This is a genomic window from Pseudomonas sp. FW305-7, from assembly GCF_058786735.1.
This window is the reverse complement of record NZ_JBYSZA010000008.1, coordinates 167,011-190,421: the sequence shown is the minus strand read 5'-3', so window position 1 is coordinate 190,421 and position 23,411 is coordinate 167,011. Positions and strand designations below refer to the sequence as shown.

General features: G+C 60.9%; 18 protein-coding genes and 1 other RNA gene. 8 read left to right on the top strand and 11 right to left on the bottom strand.

The window, feature by feature from the left end; all coding sequences use genetic code 11:
* Positions 1-6: 6 nt before the first annotated feature.
* The 5 genes from AC3WMT_RS13015 (at position 7) to hemN (ending at position 5,572) form a co-directional block, all read left to right on the top strand.
* Positions 7-546 (top strand): FixH family protein, encoded by a 540-nt coding sequence (locus AC3WMT_RS13015; protein ID WP_103303909.1) that lies wholly within the window; start codon positions 7-9, stop codon positions 544-546.
* A gap of 135 nt (positions 547-681) precedes the next feature.
* Positions 682-3,132 (top strand): heavy metal translocating P-type ATPase, encoded by a 2,451-nt coding sequence (locus tag AC3WMT_RS13010; RefSeq protein WP_103303907.1) that lies wholly within the window; start codon positions 682-684, stop codon positions 3,130-3,132.
* A gap of 22 nt (positions 3,133-3,154) precedes the next feature.
* The gene (gene ccoS, locus AC3WMT_RS13005) at positions 3,155-3,367 is read left to right on the top strand and encodes a cbb3-type cytochrome oxidase assembly protein CcoS (protein ID WP_016984738.1); all 213 of its coding nucleotides are present in this window, start codon (positions 3,155-3,157) and stop codon (positions 3,365-3,367) included.
* Positions 3,360-4,043: a sulfite exporter TauE/SafE family protein gene (locus tag AC3WMT_RS13000; RefSeq protein WP_039770036.1), complete on the top strand. Its 684-nt coding sequence runs from the start codon at positions 3,360-3,362 to the stop codon at positions 4,041-4,043. Before ccoS ends, AC3WMT_RS13000 begins: the two co-directional genes overlap by 8 nt.
* A 146-nt stretch (positions 4,044-4,189) precedes the next feature.
* Positions 4,190-5,572 carry an oxygen-independent coproporphyrinogen III oxidase gene (hemN, locus tag AC3WMT_RS12995; protein ID WP_103303906.1) on the top strand — a complete coding sequence of 461 codons (1,383 nt, stop codon included), beginning with the start codon at positions 4,190-4,192 and terminating at the stop codon, positions 5,570-5,572.
* Here hemN and AC3WMT_RS12990 read toward each other — a convergent pair.
* A complete protein-coding gene (locus AC3WMT_RS12990; protein ID WP_103303905.1) occupies positions 5,569-6,051 on the bottom strand; it encodes a hypothetical protein in 483 nt (160 codons plus the stop codon). The two genes, hemN and AC3WMT_RS12990, sit on opposite strands and share 4 nt — an antisense overlap.
* Positions 6,052-6,206: 155 nt before the next feature.
* Here AC3WMT_RS12990 and fnr point away from each other — a divergent pair, with 155 nt between their 5' ends.
* Positions 6,207-6,941, top strand: coding sequence for a fumarate/nitrate reduction transcriptional regulator Fnr (gene fnr, locus AC3WMT_RS12985; RefSeq protein WP_103303904.1), 735 nt, complete (start codon positions 6,207-6,209; stop codon positions 6,939-6,941).
* Between the two features lie 78 nt (positions 6,942-7,019).
* Positions 7,020-7,568, top strand: coding sequence for an adenine phosphoribosyltransferase (locus AC3WMT_RS12980; protein ID WP_103303903.1), 549 nt, complete (start codon positions 7,020-7,022; stop codon positions 7,566-7,568).
* 133 nt (positions 7,569-7,701) lie between these two features.
* On the opposite strand, the gene AC3WMT_RS12975 is transcribed toward AC3WMT_RS12980, so the two are convergent.
* The 5 genes from AC3WMT_RS12975 to dnaX all read right to left on the bottom strand — a co-directional run bounded on the left by AC3WMT_RS12975 (position 7,702) and on the right by dnaX (position 13,668).
* Entirely contained in the window at positions 7,702-8,850 is a 1,149-nt protein-coding gene (locus tag AC3WMT_RS12975; protein ID WP_103303902.1) for an acyl-CoA dehydrogenase family protein, read from the bottom strand.
* Positions 8,851-9,209: 359 nt separating this feature from the next.
* A complete protein-coding gene (recR, locus tag AC3WMT_RS12970; RefSeq protein ID WP_103303900.1) occupies positions 9,210-9,812 on the bottom strand; it encodes a recombination mediator RecR in 603 nt (200 codons plus the stop codon).
* A gap of 66 nt (positions 9,813-9,878) precedes the next feature.
* On the bottom strand, positions 9,879-10,913 hold the full coding sequence (gene curA, locus AC3WMT_RS12965; protein ID WP_103303899.1) for an NADPH-dependent curcumin/dihydrocurcumin reductase: 1,035 nt from the start codon (positions 10,911-10,913) through the stop codon (positions 9,879-9,881).
* A gap of 255 nt (positions 10,914-11,168) precedes the next feature.
* Positions 11,169-11,507, bottom strand: a complete 339-nt coding sequence (locus AC3WMT_RS12960; RefSeq protein ID WP_003223337.1) for a YbaB/EbfC family nucleoid-associated protein — start codon at positions 11,505-11,507, stop codon at positions 11,169-11,171.
* Positions 11,508-11,574: 67 nt separating this feature from the next.
* Positions 11,575-13,668 carry a DNA polymerase III subunit gamma/tau gene (gene dnaX / locus AC3WMT_RS12955; RefSeq protein WP_103303897.1) on the bottom strand — a complete coding sequence of 698 codons (2,094 nt, stop codon included), beginning with the start codon at positions 13,666-13,668 and terminating at the stop codon, positions 11,575-11,577.
* A 145-nt stretch (positions 13,669-13,813) separates the two neighbouring features.
* Here dnaX and AC3WMT_RS12950 point away from each other — a divergent pair, with 145 nt between their 5' ends.
* Positions 13,814-14,563, top strand: a complete 750-nt coding sequence (locus AC3WMT_RS12950) for a substrate-binding periplasmic protein (protein WP_103303896.1) — start codon at positions 13,814-13,816, stop codon at positions 14,561-14,563.
* A 209-nt stretch (positions 14,564-14,772) separates the two neighbouring features.
* On the opposite strand, the gene ffs is transcribed toward AC3WMT_RS12950, so the two are convergent.
* The 5 genes from ffs to smc form a co-directional block, all read right to left on the bottom strand.
* Positions 14,773-14,869, bottom strand: an RNA gene (ffs, locus tag AC3WMT_RS12945) — signal recognition particle sRNA small type.
* Between the two features lie 146 nt (positions 14,870-15,015).
* A complete protein-coding gene (locus AC3WMT_RS12940) occupies positions 15,016-16,179 on the bottom strand; it encodes a zinc-binding metallopeptidase family protein (protein WP_103303895.1) in 1,164 nt (387 codons plus the stop codon).
* A 171-nt stretch (positions 16,180-16,350) separates the two neighbouring features.
* Positions 16,351-18,708 carry an NAD-dependent DNA ligase LigA gene (gene ligA / locus AC3WMT_RS12935; RefSeq protein ID WP_103303894.1) on the bottom strand — a complete coding sequence of 786 codons (2,358 nt, stop codon included), beginning with the start codon at positions 18,706-18,708 and terminating at the stop codon, positions 16,351-16,353.
* 90 nt (positions 18,709-18,798) lie between these two features.
* The gene (zipA, locus tag AC3WMT_RS12930; RefSeq protein WP_103303893.1) at positions 18,799-19,662 is read right to left on the bottom strand and encodes a cell division protein ZipA; all 864 of its coding nucleotides are present in this window, start codon (positions 19,660-19,662) and stop codon (positions 18,799-18,801) included.
* 259 nt (positions 19,663-19,921) lie between these two features.
* On the bottom strand, positions 19,922-23,410 hold the full coding sequence (gene smc / locus AC3WMT_RS12925) for a chromosome segregation protein SMC (protein WP_103303892.1): 3,489 nt from the start codon (positions 23,408-23,410) through the stop codon (positions 19,922-19,924).
* Position 23,411 lies beyond the last annotated feature (1 nt).

Below are 23,411 nucleotides of genomic sequence, written 5' to 3'. Positions count from 1 at the left end.
CTGAACATGCCCGCCGCAAACGCCGCAAGTCCCTGGTACAAGCACCTCTGGCCGTGGATCATCATCGGGATTCTGGCCTGTTCGGTGACCTTGACCCTGTCCATGGTGACCATCGCGGTGAACAACCCGGACAACCTGGTCAACGACAACTACTACGAGGCCGGTAAAGGCATCAATCGTTCGCTGGATCGCGAGTTGCTCGCGCAGAACCTGAAAATGCGCGCTGCGGTGCATCTGGATGACGTGACCGGTGAAGTCGACCTGCGTTTGAGCGGTGACAGCCAACCGGGCAGGCTGGAGCTGAACCTGATCTCGCCAACCCAGCCGGAGAAGGATCGCAAGATTGTTCTGGTCCGCAGCAAAACAGAAACCGGGCGCTACATCGGCCAACTCAACGACAAGATCGAAGGCCGCCGCTTTGTCGAGCTGCTGGGGTCTCAGGATGACCACGTCTGGCGTATGTTCGAAGAAGAGCTGGTCAGCCATGACAAGGATTTGCTGCTCGGTGATGAGCCGCTGCAGGGCGCCGAAGACCTCAAAAAATAAGCCTGACTCTGATCGTTCCCACGCTCGGCGTGGGAACGCAGCCAAGGACGCTCCGCGTCCCAGCCGAAGCGGACGCGGAGCGTCCGGGGAGGCATCCCCACGCGGAGCGTGGGAACGATCATCGGAACACGATCCATGACCAGTCCAACCCCCTGCTACCACTGCGCCCTGCCCGTCCCGACCGGCAGCCGCTTCACCGCTGTCGTTCTCGGGGAGCCGCGCGAGTTCTGCTGCCCCGGCTGTCAGGCTGTGGCCGAGGCCATCGTCGCTGGTGGGCTGGAAAGCTATTACCAGCACCGCAGCGAAGCCTCGGCCAACCCCGAAGCGCTGCCGGTGCAATTGGTTGATGAACTGGCGCTGTACGACCGCGCCGATGTGCAAAAACCCTTCGTCCGTCATGACGGCGAACTCGCCGAAACCACCCTGCTGATGGAAGGCATCAGTTGCGCCGCCTGCGGCTGGCTGATCGAGAAACATCTGCGCACGCTGCCAGCGGTGGCCGAGGCGCGATTGAACCTGTCCAATCATCGTCTGCACGTGCGCTGGGCCGATGGGCAATTGCCATTGAGCCAGGTGCTCGCCGAACTGCGTCACATCGGTTACGCCGCACACCCCTATCAAGCCGACCGCGCCAGCGAACAACTGGCCAGCGAAAACCGCCTGGCCCTGCGCCAGCTCGGGGTGGCCGGGCTGCTGTGGTTCCAGGCAATGATGGCGACCATGGCGACCTGGCCGGAATTCAACATCGACCTCAGCCCGGAGCTGCACACGATCCTGCGTTGGGTCGCATTGTTTCTGACCACGCCGATCGTGTTCTACAGCTGCGCACCTTTTTTTAAAGGGGCGATGCGCGATTTGCGCACGCGGCACCTGACCATGGACGTCTCGGTATCGCTGGCCATCGGCAGCGCTTACATCGCCGGGATCTGGACGTCGATCACCGGCGTCGGTGAGTTGTATTTCGATGCGGTCGGCATGTTCGCGCTGTTTCTGCTCGCCGGACGCTATCTGGAGCGCCGCGCCCGCGAGCGCACGGCCGCTGCCACCGCGCAATTGGTGAACCTGTTGCCGGCCTCATGCCTGCGTCTGGATGCAGCCGGCCAGAGCGAACGCATCCTGCTCAGCGAACTGCGCCTGGGCGACCACATTCTGGTGCAACCGGGCTCGATCCTGCCGGCGGACGGCAAGATCCTCGACGGCCAATCGAGCATCGACGAATCGTTGCTGACCGGCGAATACCTGCCGCAGCCACGCATGCCGGGTGAAGCGGTAACGGCGGGCACGCTCAATGTCGAAGGCGCGCTGACCGTTGAAGTGCAGGCGCTCGGACAAGACACTCGCCTGTCGGCCATCGTGCGTTTGCTTGATCGCGCCCAGGCAGAAAAACCGCGCCTGGCGGAAATCGCCGATCGCGCCGCGCAATGGTTTCTGCTTTTGTCACTGATCGCCGCAGCCGCCATCGGCCTGTTGTGGTGGGAGCTGGATTCGTCACGCGCCTTCTGGATTGTCCTCGCCATGCTCGTCGCCACTTGCCCTTGCGCCTTGTCACTGGCAACGCCGACCGCGCTTACGGCCGCCACCGGCACCCTGCACAAACTCGGTTTGTTGCTGACTCGCGGTCATGTGCTGGAAGGGTTGAATCAGATTGATACGGTGATCTTCGACAAAACCGGCACCCTCACCGAAGGTCGCTTGGTACTGCGCTCGATCCGTCCGCTGGGGGCGCAGGACAGCGATCAATGCCTGAGCCTCGCCGCTGCACTGGAAAACCGTTCCGAACACCCGATCGCCCGTGCTTTCGGCCGCGCACCGCTGGCAGCAGAAGAAGTCCACAGCACCCCGGGCCTGGGCCTTGAAGGTCTGGTCGGCGAGCAACGTTTGCGCATCGGTCAGGCGGCATTTGTCTGCGCCCTCAGTGGCTCACCTTTGCCAGTGATGCCGGATGAACCGGGCCAATGGCTGCTGCTCGGTGACAGCTCCGGGCCGCTGGCGTGGTTCGTTCTTGATGACCGCTTGCGCGACGATGCCCCCGCCCTGCTCGCGGCATGCAAGGCCCGTGGCTGGCGTACCTTGCTGCTGTCCGGTGACAGCTCGCCGATGGTCGCCAGTGTCGCCGCCGAGCTGGGTATCGACGAGGCCCATGGCGGCCTGCGCCCGGACGACAAGCTGCAAGTGCTGCAACAGTTGCACAAGGAAGGACGCAAAGTGTTGATGCTCGGCGATGGCGTCAACGATGTGCCGGTGCTGGCGGCCGCCGATATCAGTGTGGCCATGGGCTCGGCCACAGATCTGGCGAAAACCAGTGCCGATGCCGTGCTGCTGTCCAACCGTCTCGACGCCTTGGTGCAGGCGTTCACCTTGGCGCGGCGCACTCGCCGGGTAATCATCGAGAACCTGCTGTGGGCCGCGCTGTACAATGGCCTCATGTTGCCGTTCGCCGCCCTCGGCTGGATCACCCCGGTGTGGGCCGCCGTCGGCATGTCGATCAGTTCGTTGACCGTGGTGCTCAATGCCCTGCGCCTGACTCGCCTGCCGAGCACGCCAGCCGCCCGCACCTCGTCAGAAACCCGCCCGCTGCCGGCCTGAGCCGCGCGGGCATGGAGTACAGATGCCAGCTCTCTACGTGATGATTCCGGCCGCGCTGCTGATCGTGGCCATCGCCGTGTACATCTTCTTCTGGGCGGTGGACAGCGGCCAGTACGACGATCTCGACGGCCCGGCCCACAGCATCCTGTTCGACGATCAGGACCCGAACCACACCGCGGCCGTCGACGAAGCCAACCCGAACAAACCGGACGACAAGGCGCCACCTCATGCTTGAACTGGCGCCGCTGCTGGTCTCGGCGCTGATCCTCGGCCTGCTCGGTGGCGGCCATTGCCTGGGGATGTGCGGCGGCTTGATGGGCGCGCTGACATTGGCGATTCCCAAGGAACAACGCAGTCGGCGCTTTCGTTTGCTGCTGGCGTACAACTTGGGGCGGATCCTCAGTTATGCCACCGCAGGATTGCTGATCGGCCTTGCTGGCTGGGCGGTGGCGAACAGCCCCGCCGCACTGTTCATGCGCGTGCTGGCCGGGCTGCTGTTGATTGCCATGGGTTTGTATCTCGCCGGTTGGTGGAGCGGCCTGACCCGCATCGAAAGCCTCGGCCGCGGTTTGTGGCGCTACATCCAACCGGTGGCCAACCGCTTGCTGCCGGTGTCGAGTTTGCCCCGCGCGCTACTGCTTGGCGCACTGTGGGGCTGGCTGCCGTGCGGACTGGTTTACAGCACGTTGCTGTGGTCGGCGAGCCAGGGCAATGCGCTGGACAGCGCGTTGTTGATGCTGGCGTTCGGGCTGGGTACCTGGCCGGTGCTGCTGGCTACCGGTCTGGCGGCTGAGCGGGTCACGGCGCTGTTGCGCAAGCGTAGCGTGCGTATGGCAGGTGGTTTGTTGGTGATTCTGTTCGGCATCTGGACCCTGCCCGGCCCGCATCAGCATTGGTTGATGGGGCACTGATATGAACCCAAGAAATTGAGCCAGTGATATCCCCTCACCACAAAAACCAGGCAAAGCCTTCAACCACCGTTGATGCAAATCAACAGCCCCATCGCCGCCCCCCGATAGACTCGCCACACTGCCAGCCTATCCGGGGGAATGCCCGCATGCTCGACGCCATTCGTTGGGACACTGATCTGATCCGCCGCTACGACCTGGCGGGGCCGCGCTACACCTCTTATCCGACGGCCGTGCAATTCAACAGTCAGGTCGGCACCTTCGACCTGTTTCATGCCCTGCGCGACAGCCGCAAGGCCTTGCGGCCGTTGTCGCTGTACGTGCACGTGCCGTTCTGCGCGAACATTTGCTACTACTGCGCCTGCAATAAAGTCATCACCAAGGATCGCGGTCGCGCATTGCCGTACCTGCAACGCCTTGAGCAGGAAATCCAGCTGATCGCTTGTCACCTCGACCCGGCGCAAAAAGTCGAACAGCTGCACTTTGGCGGCGGCACGCCAACCTTCCTCAGCCACGACGAACTGCGCCAGTTGATGGCGCACCTGCGCAAACATTTCAATCTGCTGGATGACGATTCCGGCGATTACGGCATCGAGATCGACCCTCGCGAAGCCGACTGGTCAACTATGGGCCTGCTGCGCGAACTGGGTTTCAACCGGGTCAGCATCGGCCTGCAAGACCTTGATCCGGCGGTGCAACGGGCGGTCAATCGCCTGCAAAGCCTGGAAGAAACCCGCGCCGTGATCGACGCAGCGCGCACCCTGCAATTTCGCTCGATCAACATCGACCTGATCTACGGCTTGCCCAAGCAGACCCCGGACAACTTTGCCCGCACCGTCGAGGAAGTCATCAGCCTGCAACCGGATCGGCTCTCGGTGTTCAACTACGCGCACCTGCCGGAACGCTTCATGCCGCAGCGACGGATCAATGGCAACGAATTGCCAAGTCCGACGCAGAAACTGGACATGCTCCAGCGCACCATCGAGCAACTGACCACCGCCGGTTACCGCTACATCGGCATGGACCACTTTGCCCTGCCCGACGATGAGCTGGCGATTGCCCAGGAAGAACAAACCCTGCAACGCAACTTCCAGGGCTACACCACGCACGGCCATTGCGATCTGATTGGTCTGGGGGTGTCGGCGATCAGCCAGATCGGTGACCTGTATTGCCAGAACAGCAGCGATCTCAACGAATACCAGACCACCCTCGCGTCCGCGCAACTGGCAACCAGTCGTGGCCTGGTGTGCAATGCCGATGACCGGCTGCGTCGCGCGGTGATCCAGCAACTGATCTGCAATTTCAACCTGGACTTCGCCGCGATCGAGCAAGCGTTCAACATCGATTTCCAGGGTTACTTCGGCGCGCTGTGGCCGCAACTGCAAGGCATGGCCAAGGATGGCCTGATCACGCTGGACAGCGAGCGGATCGAAGTATTGCCGGCGGGACGTTTGCTGGTGCGTTCGGTGTGCATGGTGTTCGACGCTTACCTCGAACAGCAGAACCGCCAGCGGTTCTCGCGGGTGATTTAGTTTTTCATCAGCAACGAACCGACTTTCATGTTTTGCTCGGACGTCAGGCCCGACTGGCCGACCACTTTCGACAAAGCCAGATTGGCGGTAATCAAACCGGTGTTCAACGCGGCAATGGCGCCACGCAGGCTGGCAACCTTGATGATTTTTTCTTCGTTGGAAAGGCGCTTGTCGGCCATGATCTTTTCGATCTGCGCCTTTTTCTCGGCAATCTCTTTTTGCAGCTTGCGGATCATCTTCAGCAATTGCTGGATGTCCTCGGGCAAACCGCTTTCTTCGATGTCCCTATTGTCGCCACCCGCCCCCGCCGATTTCTCGATGGAGGCTCCGGAGAGCGACACTTTGACGCCTTCGACCAAGGTCGGGGTTGCGTCTGTCGTCGAGTCGGCATTTCGGTCCTTGTCGGACGCGTTTTTAAACGCTTCCGACGCTGCCTCAACGCCGCTGCTACCGGGGCCCAGCGTACCAATGGCAGCCATCGAAGCGGTTCCTTGAATAGGGTGTGATGACAGTTTATCGGCCAGTTGCCCTGCGGCTTTACGCCCGTGGGACAAACTCGCCACACGCTGGCCTGAATGTCCTCCCGTGGGTTACCCTTACGGCTTATGTGTGTTTTCCCACAAGGATTAAAGAAATGTCCGAGCCAGTTAAACTGCGCGCTCACAACCAGGCCCATTGCAAGGATTGCAGCCTGGCCCCTCTCTGCCTGCCACTTTCTTTGAATCTGGAAGACATGGATGCGCTGGACGAAATCGTTAAACGCGGCCGCCCGTTGAAAAAAGGCGAGTTCCTGTTCCGTCAGGGCGACACGTTCGATTCCGTTTATGCAGTACGCTCCGGCGCCCTGAAGACCTTCAGCCTGAGCGACACTGGCGAAGAGCAACTCACGGGCTTCCACCTGCCGAGCGAACTGGTCGGCCTGTCCGGCATGGACACCGAGAAACATCCGGTTTCCGCCCAGGCGCTGGAAACCACCTCGGTCTGCGAAATTCCTTTCGAACGCCTCGACGAACTGGCCTTGCAACTGCCGCAGTTGCGCCGCCAGTTGATGCGCGTGATGAGCCGGGAAATCCGCGACGACCAGCAGATGATGCTGTTGTTGTCGAAGAAAACCGCCGACGAACGCATCGCAACATTCCTCGTCAACCTGTCGGCGCGCTTCCGCGCTCGCGGTTTCTCGGCCAATCAGTTCCGCCTGAGCATGTCGCGCAATGAAATCGGCAACTACCTCGGTCTGGCGGTGGAAACCGTGTCCCGTGTATTCACCCGTTTCCAGCAGAACGAACTGATCGCCGCCGAAGGCAAAGAGATCCACATCCTCGACCCGATTCAGCTCTGCGCCCTGGCCGGCGGCTCGCTCGACGGCTGATCTCGACCCGCGGCCGAGCGCATCGTTTCAGCCGCGGGTATACTGCGCCGTTTGCAGCCCTGCCAGGACAACTCGACGATGGTCTTCGACTCCTTCGACATCAAATCCCTGATCCGCCCCGTGATCGACTTCCCGAAACCGGGCGTGATCTTTCGCGACATCACCCCACTGTTTCAGTCGCCGACGGCTCTGCGCCTGGTGATGGACAGTTTCGCCCACCGTTACGTCGAAGCCGACTTCACCCACATCGGTGCGATGGATGCCCGGGGTTTCCTGATCGGTTCGGTGCTGGCTTATCAACTGAATAAGCCGCTGGTGCTGTTCCGCAAACAAGGCAAACTGCCGCCGGACTTGTTGGCCGAGGGTTACGCGACCGAATACGGCGAAGCCTTCCTGGAAGTGCACGCCGACAGCCTGTGCGAAGGCGATTCGGTGGTGATGTTCGATGATTTGATCGCCACTGGCGGGACGCTGATTGCAGCGGCCAACCTGATTCGCCGCATGGGCGCGCGCGTGCATGAGGCGGCGGCGATTATCGATTTGCCGGAGCTGGGTGGCTCGCAGCGTCTGGAAGATATGGGCATCCCTACCTTCTGTCTGACGCAGTTTGCCCTGACTGATAAGTAAGCGGCGCTCCCACTGACGCCATCGCTGGCAAGCCAGCTCCCACAGGTTTTTTGGTGTACACAACCTTTGTGAACGACCTGAATCACTGTGGGAGCTGGCTTGCCAGCGATGAAGCCAGCCGCAACACCGAAGATCAAAGCCCCATCTGCTTGCTGATGATCTCGTTCATCACCTCTCGCGTCCCGCCGCCAATCGACAAGATGCGGTTATCCCGATACAGCCGCTCCACCAGACTCTCGCGCATGTAACCCAGACCACCCAAAATCTGCACGGCTTCGGTAGTGATTCGGTCCGAGGTGTCCGTAGCAAAATTCTTGGCCATGGAGATCTCCTTGATCACACTCTGCCCCGCCGCCATTTTCGCCGCTTGCCGATAAGTGAATTCCCGAGACACCTCCAACGCCGTGGCCATTTCGGCCAGACGATGCTTGATCACCTGGAACTTGCCGATCGGTTTGCCGAAAGCCTCGCGCTCGCGGGCCCACTTCAGACTCTCCTCCAGCGCCAACTGCGCGGTCATGTTGGCCATCAGCGCCAGCGCCAGCCGTTCACTCTGGAAGTTGCCCATGATGCAGGCGAAGCCCATGTTCTCGGCGCCGATCAGATTGCCCACAGGCACGCGGCAATCGTCGAAGAACAACTCGGCGGTGTCTGACGCCCACCAGCCCATTTTTTTCAACTGACGGCCGAGGGTGAAGCCCGGCGTTCCCTTCTCGATCAAGAGCAGACTGATGCCGGCGAAACCCGGCGCTCCGGTGCGCACCGCGACGGTGTAGTAATCGGCGCGCACACCACTGGTGATAAAGGTTTTGCTGCCGCTGACCCGGTAGAAATCGCCGTCACGCACGGCGCGGGTCTGCAGATTGGCGACGTCGGAGCCGCCGCCGGGCTCGGTGACCGCCAGGGCGCTGATCTTTTCGCCACTGAGCACTTGGGGCACGACGCGGTTACGGACGTCGGGGCGGGCCCATTTGACGATCGGTGGCAGACCGATATCCAGCGACCCCAGCCCCGCCACCAGCCCGCCGGAGCCGCAGCGCATCAACTCCTCACTGGCGGCGACCTTGGCGAACAGGTCGCCTTCATGACTGCCGCCGAGCGCTGCCGGGTAACCGATACCAAGGATGCCGGCGGCGCCGGCCTTCAGGTACAGCTCACGGGGGAAGCTCTCGGCTTCTTCCCACTGATCGATGTCCGGCAGGATCTCGCGCTCGACGAAACGTCTGACGCTGTCGCGGACCATTTGGTGGCTGGGGTCGAAGTATTCCTGAAAGGCAGGCATGGGCGAGCTCCACGGAAGGGTTCGCCGAACTTAACCGAGCGCTTGCTTGGTTTTCAACAATATTGTGTGATTTGGAGAGACCGAGGTGCGTTCATCGCTGGCAAGCCAGCTCCCACAGGGTTCGGAGTTGTCGACAAATTTTGCGACCAACACAAATCACTGTGGGAGGGTTCGCCGACGCTAACCGAGCGCTTGCTTGGTTTTCAACAGTATTGTGTGATTTGGAGAGACCGAGGTGCGTTCATCGCTGGCAAGCCAGCTCCAACAGGGTTCGGAGTTGTCGACAAATTTTGCGACCAACACAAATCACTGTGGGAGCTGGCTTGCCAGCGATGGGGTCAGAACAAGCAATAAAGAACTCAGAGGGCGATCGGTTTGCGGCCGGCAAACGAATGCGCCAGCGTGCCGCCATCCACCAGCTCCAGCTCACCCCCCAACGGCACCCCGTGGGCAATCCGCGAAGCGATCAGGCCTTTGTTGTTGAGCAACTGGGCGATGTAATGCGCCGTCGCCTCGCCTTCCACTGTCGGGTTGGTGGCCAGGATAACCTCGGTAAACGTCCCCGCCTCTTCAATCCGCGCCATCAACTGCGGAATGCCGATCGCCTCAGGTCCGAGTCCATCCAGCGGCGACAAGTGCCCCTTGAGTACAAAGTAGCGCCCACGGAAACCGGTCTGCTCGACCGCATACACATCCATCGGCCCTTCGACCACGCACAGCAGGGTGTCGTCGCGGCGAGTATCGGCGCACTGCGGGCACAGATCGTCTTCGGTCAGCGTGCGGCACTGGCGGCAGTGACCGACCCCTTCCATGGCCTGATTCAAGGATTGAGCCAGACGCAGACCGCCGCTACGGTCGCGCTCGAGCAACTGCAACGCCATGCGCTGGGCGGTTTTCTGACCCACACCCGGCAGAATTCGCAGGGAGTCGATCAGTTGGCGAATCAAAGGGCTGAAGCTCATGGGTAAAAAGTCCGACAAAACAACGAGACGCGGTTTATACCCGCGCCTCTGGCCAGCGTCAAATACTCAGTCCTGGGCGACCTTCACCACCAGTTTGCCGAAGTTGCGCCCTTCCAGCAGACCGATAAACGCCTCGGGCGCCTGTTCCAGGCCCTCGACCACGTCCTCGCGGAATTTCACCTTGCCCTCGCGCACCCACGGCACCATGTGGCTAATGAATTCCGGCTGACGATCACCGTAGTCATCAAAGACGATGAAGCCCTGAATCCGCACGCGCTTGGTCAACAGCGTGCGTTGCAGCATCGGCAAGCGATCCGGGCCCGTGGGCGCCTCAGAGGCGTTGTAACCGGCGATCAGCCCGCACAACGGAATGCGCGCCTTCGGATTGAGCAGCGGCACGACCGCGTCGAACACATGACCACCGACATTCTCGTAGTAAATGTCGATGCCATTCGGGCAAGCCTTGGCCAGTTGTTCGGCGAAATCCGCCGCTTTGTGATCAATGCACGCATCGAAACCCAGCTCCTCAACCACGTATTTGCACTTCTCGGCACCGCCCGCCACACCCACAGCGCGCAGGCCTTTGATCTTCGCCACTTGCCCGACCACCGAGCCGACCGCGCCCGAAGCTGCCGCCACCACGAGAGTCTCGCCCTCTTTTGGCTGGCCGATGTCCATCAGGCCCATGTACGCGGTCATGCCCGGCATACCCAGCACACCCAGGGCCATCGACGGGCTCGGCAGCCCTGAAGGGATCGGAATGATATTGCGGCCGTCGCTGATGCTGTGGCTCTGCCAACCGGTGGCGCCGACCACCAGATCGCCTTCGTGGAATTTCGGATGACGCGATTGCTCGACCCGGCTGACAGCGCCACCGGTCATCACTTCGCCGATTTGTACCGGCGCGGCGTAGGACGGAGCGTCACTCATGCGTCCGCGCATGTAGGGGTCCAGCGACAGGTACAGGGTTTTCAGCAGCACCTGCCCGTCTTCAAGATCCGGCAACGCTTCGCGCTCCAGACGGAAGTTTTCCGGGGTCGGTGCGCCCACCGGGCGCGAGGCCAGGACAAAGCGTTGGTTGAGCGTCAGAGGGTCGGACATGTCAGCGTCTCCTGTGAATGAGGAATTCGAAGGTATAGGGAGCAGACCTTTGTGGCGGTGGCGCGTTCCACTTGATCGTTCCCACGCTCCGCGTGGGAATGCCTCAACGGACGCTCTGCGTTCGGCTCTGGACTGGGGACGCGGAGCGTCCCGGGCTGCGTTCCCACGCAGAGCGTGGGAACGATCAACCAGAAACAAAAATGCCAGGCGCGATGCCTGGCATTTTGTGTAGCTCATCTGCCGCGCAATGGCGAATCAGAAAGGCAGTTTCATACCCGCTGGCAGGTTCATGCCGGCGGTCATGCTGCCCATTTTTTCCTGGCTGTTGGCTTCGATCTTGCGCACGGCGTCGTTGACGGCGGCAGCAACCACGGCTTCCAGCATCTCTTTGTCGTCTTCGCTCAGACCTTCGACCAGGCTTGGGTCGATGCTCACGCTTTTCACGTCGTGACGACCGGTCATCACCACGGTGACCATATCGCCGCCGGCCTTACCGGTGACTTCGGCGTTGGCCAGTTCTTCCTGCATCTTGGCCATTTTTTCCTGCATCTGCTGCGCCTGCTTCATCAGGCCGGCCATGCCACCTTTCATCATGGGAATCACCTCAAAAGTACTTGGATCAAAACAGCGCCCGGCGAGTTGGGCCAGGCGCCCTCAGTTATTAGCCTTGGGCGACCAAGGCGTCGACAGGTTCAATAGTATCGTGTCGCACCACCGCGCCGAACTGCTGGACCATCTGCTGGATGAACGGATCGCCGTGGATCGACTCTTCCGCCTCGCGCTGACGGTTGGCACGCCGCCGGGACGCAGCCTGAGCCGGGGTTTCCTGCTCGGGCTTGATCAGCTCGATGGTCAGGCTCAGCGTGCGGCCGTGGAACTGGTTCAACGCATCGTTGAGACGACGCTGTTGCGTAGCGTTGAACAGCGCGCTGTGCGCCGGATCGAGGTGCATCAGCCAATGGTCGCCATCGACGGCAATCAATGTGCAGTTGGCGGCGATGCTGCCGGTCATGCCGGAGATCGGCAGTTTCGGGAACAGTTCCAGCCATTGCAAGGCCAGACCGGTGGCCGGTGCCGCAGCCGGTTCTGGCTCAGGCTCCGGTGCAGGCTCGGCGGCGTGTTCGCTGGCCAGTTCGTCGAGGTAGCTGTAAGCCGAATCCATGTCCGGCTCGATGTAATCCTCGTCCAGCGGCGGCTCGTCGTCCATGTCCATGCCCGGGGTGGCGGCATCGACGTCGGCGACCGACGGCTCCGGAATCGGCGCAGCGGCCCACTCCGGTGCGTCCGGGACGACGCTGTCCGGGGTCGGCAGCGGCATCGGCGGCAACTCGGGTTGCTCGGCGGCGATTTCCAGCACGGGCTCGACGGCAGGTTGCTGCGCGGGCTCGGGCTCAGGCTCTACCGGATCGTTCCACGGCAGATCGACCACTGCTTCGACGGCAACTGGCTCCGGCTCGGGTTCCGGTGCTGGTTGCGGCTCAGCTGCGACCACAGGCTCGGCAACCGGTACCGGCGCAACCACCAGAGTTGGTGCTGGTGTTGGTGTCGGTGCAACCGCCGCAGCGACTACCGGTGCAGGTTTAGACGCGGCAGCCACGGAGTTTGCGGAATCAACTGTGGCCTGGCTGATCCCCACTGGCTTTAGCGGCTGCCTCGGGGCGTCCGCCGTATCCGCCGGCCGGAAGGCCAGCATTCGCAGCAGGACCATTTCGAAACCACCGCGTGGATCCGGTGCCAGCGGCAAATCGCGGCGACCGATCAGGCCCATCTGGTAATAGAACTGCACGTCTTCGGCCGGCAAGGCCTGGGCCAGCGCCAACACGCGATCCCGATCACCATGGCCATTGTCGACACCTTCCGGCAGCGCCTGAGCGATGGCAACGCGGTGCAGCACATTGAGAATTTCCGAGAGCACGCCGTTCCAGTCCGGGCCTTGCTCGGCCAGATGACGCACGGCTTCGAGCAACGCCTTGGCGTCGCCTTCGATCAACGCATGCAGCACGTCGTAAACCTGACCGTGATCCAGCGTACCGAGCATCGCCCGCACGTCGGTGGCCAGTACCTTGCCTTCACCGAACGCGATCGCCTGATCTGTCAGGCTCATGGCGTCACGCATCGAACCGTCAGCGGCGCGACCGAGCAGCCACAGTGCATCGTCTTCGAACGGCACGTTTTCCGCCGTCAGCACGTGGGTCAAATGCTCGACCACACGTTCCGGCGTCATGTTCTTCAGCGAGAACTGCAAGCAACGCGACAAAATCGTTGCCGGAAGTTTCTGCGGGTCGGTGGTCGCCAGGATGAACTTGACGTACGGCGGCGGCTCTTCAAGGGTTTTCAGCAGCGCATTGAAGGAATGGCTGGAAAGCATGTGCACTTCGTCGATCAGGTAGACCTTGAAGCGCCCACGGCTTGGCGCGTACTGCACGTTGTCGAGCAGTTCGCGAGTGTCTTCGACCTTGGTGCGGCTGGCGGCGTCGATCTCGATCAGGTCGACGAAACGCCCCTCATCGATTTCACGGCACACCGAGCACTCGCCGCACGGGCTGGAAGTGATACCTGTTTCACAGTTCAGGCATTTGGCAATGATCCGCGCAATCGTGGTTTTACCCACCCCGCGCGTACCGGTGAACAGGTACGCGTGGTGCAGCCGCTGGCTGTCCAAGGCATTGATCAGAGCCTTGAGCACATGGGTCTGGCCGACCATTTCGCGGAACGAGCGCGGACGCCATTTACGTGCAAGAACCTGATAACTCATCGAAAACCGTCGCAACGAAGGAAGCTGAAGCGGCTAATGCTAGCGGAGCAAGGGCAAAATTGCATCCGGTGTGCTCGTCTAATATGGCTAAGCTGCATGAGCAGAGGCTTTTATCGGCTCGGGATCGGGAATTACCGGAGCGTTTATGCGTTGGGCCGTGGGGGCGTTGCTGGGAATCAGCCTGAACGTGACGGCAGCCGAACCACCGCTGCGTTTCGTCGTGGCCGACAGTTGGGCCATGCCGATGGTGCAGATCGAGCGTGGCCAGCCAACCCAAGGCATCCTGCACGACATGATGCTCAGCCTCGCCACCCAGGTCGGCGTGCCGGCAGAATTTCACGTACTGCCACGCGCTCGTGTGCAGAACGCCATGGAACGCGGTGAAGTCGATGTGCGCTGCTATGCCGCACAGTCATGGCTGCCGAATCAGTCCGGCGATTACATCTGGAGCATTCCGTTGTTGTTCCAGCGTGACCTGCTGATCAGCGGCCAAAGTCAGCCCGCCCATGTTGAGCCGGCAAGCCTGGCGCCCCAGTCGATCGGCACCGTGCTCGGCTATACCTATCCGACCCTGCAACCGCTGTTCGATGCCAATCAACTGCAACGCGAAGATGCGCGCAACCAGGAACAGGTGCTGGATAAACTGCTGGCCGGGCGTTATCGCTATGCGGTGAGCAATCAATGGACGCTGGACTGGTTCAATCAACGCCTGACGCCGGACCAGCAACTGCACGGCGTGGCGGTGCTGCAGGAACAGCATGTGGGTTGTTATGTGAGGAATGATCCGAAGGTGCCGGTACAGCGGATTTTGCGCACGTTGCTGCGGATGAAAATGTCGGGGGAGATTGATGAGATTATCCGGCTGTATACCGGACAGCCTGACAACACCCCATAACCCTGTGGGAGCTGGCTTGCCAGCGATAGCGGTGGGTCAGATTCATTTGTATTGCTGAAAGCCTGCAATCGCTGGCAAGCCAGCTCCCACAGGATCATCTTCAACAGGGAAATCTTGTCGGTTCGTTAAATCACAGGCACAAAAAAACCGCAGTGGGCGAAACCCATGCAGTTCTGTTTGAAGCGTTCGATTGTTCGTTAAGGTGGTAACCCCACCAGCCACACCCCGGCACACAATGTTCCCGCTGTGGCTGCTGCCTTCCGGCTCTGACCAGGTTCACGGGTAATCGTTGCGGGGGGACCGATGGGGTCACCATAACGACGCTTGCCTGTCGGCGAGCCGCGCCATTGTACCTATCTGAGGTGAAGTTACAACCGTTGGTTGCAGATAAAAATATGAACAGCTTCAAGGACATGCGCCATGCCCGAAAAGATCGCAACCTGCGTCAGCGTTTACAGGGCAAGAACCTCGTCTGCCCGACCGCCCGCCTGCTGGATCACCAGATGAATGAAGTGCAGTTTGGCAATCGCCGGTGCCGGCAGCACGAACGGGTAAAAATCCGGCTGGCCCATGCTGCGTGACAGTTCATTGAGCATGCCGGCCAATTCGATCCACGCGTTGACGAACGAGAGAAACGCCTCGCCGCCGGGATGTTCCGGGTCATACAGCGTGCTGATGGGAAACGGCTGGTAGTCGAAATCCATTTCCCGCGCGCTCATGCCAAAGCCCAACGCGGTGTCCACAGCGTCCATCATGTGCAGGTAATGCGCCCAGGTTTCTGCCCAGTCTTCCCACGGGTGCATGGTCGCGTAGGCGCTGACATAGTGCTGCGGCCAGTCCATTGGTGCGCCCTGTTGATAGTGGCGATCCAGCGCTTCGGCGTAACTGGCGCGCTCGTCGCCGAACAGGCTGCGGAATGAATCGAGCCACGGGCCGTTGGCGATCAGGCGATCCCAGTAGTAGTGGCCGACCTCATGGCGGAAATGCCCGAGCAGCGTGCGATACGGTTCGTGCATCTGCGCCCTCACCCGCTCGCGGTGGGCGTCGTCGGCTTCTTTGATATCGAGGGTGATCAGGCCGTTGGCATGGCCGGTCATCGGCGCGTTGCCTTCGAGGTCGACGCCGATAAAGTCAAAGGCCAGCCCGGTTTGCTCGTCCACGGTTTTCGGGGTGACCTGCAAGCCGAGGGTGATCAGTTGCGCGATCAGTCGCCGCTTGGCAATTTCGACCTTGCGCCAGCGCTCGGGGTTTTCCGGGTCGGACAGATCGGGGATGGTGCGATTGAGGCTGCAGGCGATGCACAGGCTGTCGTGATCGTTGGCCGGCAGCAGCCAGTTGCACGCGGCAGGCGTGTCTAAATTGGCGCAACGACGGAACAGCCCGGCGTCGGGATCGGCGTCGAGGGTCCAGGTGCCATCCTGCGGCCCCGGTTGCAGCGAGGTCAGGCGACTTTCTTCGGGTTGATAGCCGAGCAACGCATTGCAGGCCAGGCATTGGCTGTTGCGAAAGAACAGCGACTGGCCGCAGCGGCACGGCCAGACTTTGCTGTTGCGTGAAGACCCGCCCATGAACGGCGCGACGATGCGAGAACTGAGCTGCTCGAAAAAGCGGTACATGGCGATCTCTCCCTGGGGCTTGCCAAGACTAGATCATTCGCATGACAACATCGTTCCCGCGTTTTGCTGATCGTTCCAACGCTCTGCGTGGGAATGCATCCAGTGACGCTCTGCGTCACAGCGGACGCGGAGCGTCCGGGGCGGCATTCCCACGCGGGAGCGTGGGAACGATCAAACGTTCAGGCCATGGGTTTTGAGGAAGGCGATAAAGGTTTCTTCGTCCATTACCTTCACGCCCAGTTCATTGGCCTTGGTCAGCTTGGAACCAGCGCCGGGGCCGGCGACCACGCAGTGAGTTTTCGCCGACACGGAACCAGCGACCTTGGCACCCAGGCTTTCCAGATGCTCCTTGGCGACATCGCGGCTCATCAACTCGACCTTGCCGGTCAGCACCCAGGTCTCGCCGGACAGCGGCAAGCCTTCGACGACTTTCTTCTCGCTCTGCCAGTGCATACCGAAATCGCGCAGTTGCTTCTCGGATTCTTCCGCCAGTTGCCGATGCTCAGGCAAGGCAAAAAACTCACGTACCGAATTCGCCTGTTTCTCCGGCAGTGCCTGACGCATGTCCAGCCAGTCGGCATTCATCACCGCTTCCAGCGAACCAAACTTGTCCGCCAGTTTTTGCGCACCGCCCGGGCCGACCGAAGGGATGTGCAGTTTGTCGAGGAAACCGCCAAGCGTGGTGCTGGCAGCGAACTCGGCGCCCAACTCGCCTTGGTCCTGAATCTGCAAACCATGGCCGAGCAATTCAGTGATCACCTGTTGGTTATGCGCATCTTCAAAGAAGCTGTGAATCTCGTGCGCCACTTCCAGGCCAACATCCGGCAGGTAGGTCAACACTTGCGGCAACGCCTGCTGAACGCGCTCCAGCGACCCCAATGAGCGCGCCAGCACCTTGGCCGTCTCTTCGCCGACATCGGGAATGCCGAGTGCATAGATGAAACGCGCCAGCCCCGGTTTCTTGCTGTCCTCGATGGCCGCGAGCAGTTTGTTGCTCGACACCTCGGCAAAACCTTCCAGATCGACGATGTCGTCGAATTTCAGCGCGTACAGATCGGCCGGCGAGCTGACCAGACCTTCGTCGACCAGTTGCTCGACACTCTTGTCGCCGAGGCCTTCAATGTCCATCGCCCGGCGCGAGACGAAGTGGATGATCGCCTGCTTCAGTTGCGCGCCACAGGCCAGACGGCCGACGCAGCGATACACCGCGCCTTCGCTGACAGTTTCCTTGCCTTTGCTGCGCTTGATCAGTTGCGTGCGCTCGACGTGCGAACCGCAGACCGGGCAGCTATCGGGAATCTGCACCGCACGGGCGTTTTCCGGGCGGCGATCCATAACCACCTGCACCACTTGCGGAATCACGTCGCCGGCGCGACGGATGATCACGGTGTCACCGATCATCAAGCCCAGACGCGCCACTTCGTCCATGTTGTGCAGCGTGGCATTGGCCACGGTGACGCCGGCAACCTTGACCGGTTTCAGTCGTGCGACTGGCGTGACGGCGCCGGTGCGGCCGACCTGGAATTCCACGTCGAGCAACTCGGTGAGTTCTTCCATCGCCGGGAATTTATGTGCGATGGCCCAGCGCGGTTCGCGGGCGCGGAAGCCCAGCTCACGCTGATCGGCGATGCTGTTGACCTTGAACACCACGCCGTCGATTTCATAGGCCAGCGAATTACGCCGCTCGCCGATGTCGCGGTAGTAATCCAGGCACTCGCCGATGCCCTTGGCCAACTTCAGCTCGTGACTGATCGGCATGCCCCATTTCTGCAACTGCTTGAGGTTGCCGATGTGGGTGTCGGCAATATCGTGGGAAACCTGACCAATGCCGTAGCAGCAGAATTCCAGCGGACGGTTGGCGGTGATCTTCGAATCCAGCTGACGCAAGCTGCCGGCCGCAGCGTTGCGCGGGTTGGCGAAGGTCTTGCCGCCGACTTCCAGTTGCGAGGCGTTGAGGCGCTCGAAACCGGCCTTGGACATGAACACTTCACCGCGCACTTCCAGGGTCGCCGGCCAGCCTTCGCCGTGCAGCTTCAGGGGAATGTTACGCACGGTGCGCACGTTGACGCTGATGTCTTCACCGGTGGTGCCGTCGCCGCGTGTGGCGCCACGTACCAGCACGCCGTCCTGATAGAGGAGGCTGACCGCCAGGCCATCGAGCTTGGGTTCGCAGCTGTACTCCACCGCCGCGCCGCCACCGAACAGGTCACCGGCCGGCAGATCCAGCCCTTCGGTGACGCGGCGATCGAACTCGCGCATGTCGGTTTCTTCGAAGGCGTTGCCGAGGCTGAGCATCGGCACTTCGTGACGCACCTGGGTGAACGCGGTGAGCGCCACGCTGCCGACTCGCTGGGTCGGCGAGTCGCTGGTGATCAGTTCGGGATTGGCCGCTTCCAGCGCTTTGAGCTCGTGGAACAACCGGTCGTACTCGGCGTCCGGAATGCTCGGTTCGTCGAGGACGTGGTACCGGTAATTATGCTGATCGAGTTCAGCGCGCAGCTCTAGAATGCGGTTTTTGGCGGCGGTCATGGGGTGTTCTCTCATAAAGCAAAAGAGCAGCCGAGGCTGCTCAATCTATTTGCCGATTGCCTCTTTTTTATCGCGAGGCAATCTTTTCAATCAACGCTTCTGGGTCAGGGCGCGGCGTTCGAATTCGACGATGCGCTGACGGTAGTGCTCAATCGTTTGTGCGGTCAGCACGCTGCGCTGGTCATCTTTCAGCTCGCCGTTCAGTTCCTGCGACAGCTTGCGGGCTGCGGCCACCATGACATCGAAAGCCTGCTTAGGATGACGCGGGCCTGGCAGGCCGAGGAAGAAGCTCACCGCCGGGGTGCTGAAATGGTCGATATCGTCCAGATCGAAGATGCCCGGTTTGACCGCATTGGCCATGGAGAACAACACTTCACCGTTGCCGGCCATGCTTTCGTGGCGGTGGAAAATATCCATCTCACCAAAACGCAGACCACTTTCCAGAATGTTCTGCAACAGCGCCGGGCCTTTGAAGCCGGCAGCGTCGCGGCAGATCACGCTGATCACCAGCACTTCTTCGGCTTGCGGCTGATCCTTGTCGACAACAGCAGGCGCAGGCTTGCTGTCTTCAACGAAGTCATCGTCACGGCTGCTGAAGCTCGGGCCGTCATCCAGATCGAGGTTGAGGTTCAGGTCACCCTGAGCCGGACCGTTGCTGCCACGTTTGCCACGCTTCGAACCGGATTCGCGAGGCTCGCGTGCTTCGCGGGCCGGCATGCTCACCGAGGGCAGATCGTGTTCGTCCAGCTGCGGTTCTTTATGGTTGTCCAGCACGCGAGCCGGGCCCAACAGCTCGGCGCTGGTGTCCTCGTCCGGCAGGTTGGACAGACTTCGGTCAAGACGGAATTTCAGTTTTCCCTTGCCGCCGCGCATACGGCGCCAGCCATCGAAAAGAATACCGGCTATCACAATGATGCCGATGACGATCAGCCACTCGCGCAGACCGATTTCCATGTAATCCCGTGCCTCTATAAAAAATGCTGAAAAATAAGGGGTTTACACTGTGCAAACCGCTTTAAAACGTGGCGCCAACTCTATGTTCTGACAGGCGTTTTGCCCACGTATACGAAAAATTGACATTAAACTAGCACGACCAAAGACAACTTTACACCGTCTGTCTCATTGGCTTGCGCGAATATGTCGATTGGCCAGCAAGTCGAACGCGGTAAAAAAGTCCTACAAAACTAAATTACCTTTCCGACACCACGCTGGCTCAGGCGTCCACCATCGCCATCGCCTCCTCGACATCCACGGCTACCAGTCGCGAACAACCCGGTTCATGCATCGTTACGCCCATCAACTGCTCGGCCATTTCCATGGCGATTTTGTTGTGGGTGATGTAGATGAACTGCACGGTCTGCGACATCTCTTTGACCAAGCGTGCGTAGCGTCCAACGTTAGCGTCATCCAGTGGCGCGTCAACCTCATCGAGCATGCAGAACGGCGCCGGATTCAATTTGAAGATGGCAAATACCAGTGCCAGCGCGGTCAGGGCTTTTTCCCCGCCGGAGAGCAAATGGATGGTGCTGTTCTTCTTCCCTGGCGGCTGCGCCATGATCGTTACCCCTGTATCGAGTAGATCTTCGCCCGTCAGTTCCAAATACGCCCGTCCACCACCGAAAACTTTTGGAAAAAGTGCCTGTAAACCGCCATTGATCTGATCAAAGGTATCTTTGAAACGGTTACGGGTTTCCTTGTCGATCTTGCGGATAACGTTTTCCAGCGTCTCCAGTGCTTCGACCAGATCGGCATCCTGCGCATCCAGATAACGCTTACGCTCGGACTGTTGCGTGTATTCATCGATGGCCGCGAGGTTGATCGCGCCCAGGCGTTGAATCCGCGCATTGATCCTTTCGAGTTCTTCTTCGGCTTCGCGTTCACTGGCCTGCGCGGTCAATGTGGCGAGCACGCCATTGAGATCGTAGCCGTCTTCGAGCAACTGATCCTGCAAAGCCTTGCGGCGCACGGTCAGGGCCTGCCATTCCATGCGTTGCTGTTCGAGCTGGCCGCGAATCAGCTGCGATTGCTGCTCGGCCTGGGTCCGGCGCTTTTCTGCGTCGCGCAATTCGCGGTCGGCGTCTTCCAGGGCGATCTGCGCAGTCTTGAGTTCTTCGTCGACGGTCATGCGCTTGTCGAGCAGCTCTTCGAGTTTCAGGCGCAGCTCTTCCAGCGGTGCCTCGCCCTCCTCCAGATTCAGACTCAACTGTTCGCGTTTTTCGGTCAGACGCTCGGCCTGCATTTCCAGACGCTCCAGCGCCTGACGCGTGGAATCATGCTGAGCGCGCAACGAGCCGAGACGCACGGCCAATTGGTGCGCGTGATCCTTGTGCTGACGCGCTTCCTGACGCACGCGATCAAGGCGCTCGCGCAGGCTGTCGCGCTGGGCCAACAGCAATTCGCGCTGCTCGGTATCCAGTGCCATCGCGTCGAGGGCTTCCTGCAACTGCATGCGCGCTTCGCCGACTTGTTCGTGCTCAAGTTCGCGCTGTTCGCCAAGCTCGACCAGCTCTTCATCGAGGCGTGTGCGGCGCAAAGTCAACTGTTCGGCCTTGGCTTTGCCGGCGGACAGTTGCGCTTTCAATTCACCTTGCTGACGTGCTTCGTCTTGCAGCAAACGACGCAAATGTTCGCGACCGTTTTCCTGCTGACGCTGTTGCGCACGCAGGGTTTGCAGACGGGTTTCCATGGCCTCGACCGTGGCTTCTTTCTCTTCGCGCTCAAGGTGCAGCGCTTCGATTTCCTGGCCACGGGCAAGCATGCCGCTCTCGGCCTCGCTGGCACGACGCACACGCAAGAAGTGACGACCGACCCAATAACCGTCGCGACTGATCAGGCTCTCGCCAGCGCTTAATTGCCCACGCAAGGCCAAGGCCTGTTCGAGGCTGTCGACGGGTTTGACCTGACCGAGCCACGGCGACAGATTGATCTGCGCCTCGACCTTATCCAGCAAGCTGCCGGCCACGCGTACGCCATCGGTGCCGGGGCTGAGCAGGCGCAAATCGCCTTGGGTGAAACCGGACAGATCGAAGCCGCTGAAGTCGTCGACCAGCACCGCTTGCAGATCGGCGCCGAGCACGGTTTCCACCGCCAGCTCCCAACCGGCCTCGACCTTCAGGCCTTCGGCCAGGCGCGGACGCTCGGTGAGGTTGTGTTCCTTTAACCATTCGGCAGTGCCGGTGCCCGGATCGAGTGCGGCTTGTTGCAAGGCTTCCAGCGAAGCCAGGCGACCATTTAGCCGCTGCAAGTCACCCTGTGCCTGCTGCTGCGCGGTCAGCGCTTGCTGTAATTCCTGACGCAGTTGCTCAAGCTTTTCGACCTGCGCTTCTTCGCTGGTCTGCAAATCTTCGAGGGTCGCTTCGGACTCGGCGAGTTGCTCGTTGAGCTCCATGATCGCCGCGTCTTCCGGGTCGGCCGAAAGCAGCGCGCGCTCTTCGCCGAGGCGCTTTTGCCGATCGGCGAGACGCTCCATGCTGGTTTCCAGCTGCTGGATGCGCGACTGCTGCACTTCGGCCTGACGACGCGGTTCGGCGGCGGTCAGGTTGAAGGCGTCCCACTGCTCCTGCCAACCGTGCATGACGCTTTCGGAATCTTCCAGCGCAGCGGCGGCTTCTTCGGCGGCAGCGCTGGTGACTTCCTGCTCGGGGGTGAGCATGTCCAGTTCTTCGCCGAGGGTCAGCAGCAAGGTGCGGTCGTGACCCAGATGCGATTCGGTTTCCAGGCGTGCTCGTTCGGCTTCTTTCAGATCGTCCTGCAACTGGCGCAAACGTTGCTGGCCGTGCTGGATGCTCTGCTCGACCCGGGCGATGTCGCCGCCGACCGAATAGAAGCGCCCCTGCACCAGATTGAAGCGTTCGGACAGATCGTGGTGCCCGTCGCGCAGGCGTTCGATGGCCGCGTCGGCATTGCGCTGTTCTGCGACCAAGGCTTCGAAACTGATTTCCTGAGTGCCGATGATCGACTCGCGCTGGCCGACCTGATCGTTCAGATCCTGCCAGCGCAGGGCCGACAGTTGCGCCTTGAGCTGACGCTCCTCGGCTTTGAATTCCTGATACTTCTTCGCCGCCTCGGCCTGGCGGTGCAGGCGTTCGAGTTGACGCTCCAGCTCTTCGCGCAGGTCGGTCAGGCGAGCAAGGTTTTCGTGGGTGCGGCGGATACGGTTTTCGGTTTCGCGCCGGCGCTCTTTATATTTCGAGATGCCGGCCGCTTCTTCAATGAAGTTGCGCAGGTCTTCGGGCTTGGACTCGATCAGCTTGGAGATCATCCCCTGCTCGATGATCGAGTAACTGCGCGGGCCGAGGCCGGTGCCGAGGAAAATATCGGTGATATCGCGACGACGGCATTTGGTGCCGTTGAGGTAATAGGTGGTCTGGCTGTCGCGAGTGACTTTGCGGCGAATGGAGATTTCCGCGTAAGCCGCGTACTCGCCCAGCAACGTGCCGTCGGAGTTGTCGAAGACCAGTTCGATGCTGGCCTGACTCACCGGTTTACGGCTGGTCGAACCGTTGAAGATGACGTCGGTCATCGACTCGCCACGGAGGTTCTTCGCCGAACTTTCGCCCATCACCCAGCGCACGGCGTCGATGATGTTCGACTTGCCGCAACCGTTCGGCCCGACGACTGCCGCCATGTTACTGGGGAAGTTCACCGTGGTCGGGTCGACGAAGGACTTGAATCCCGCCAGTTTGATGCACTTGAGCCGCACG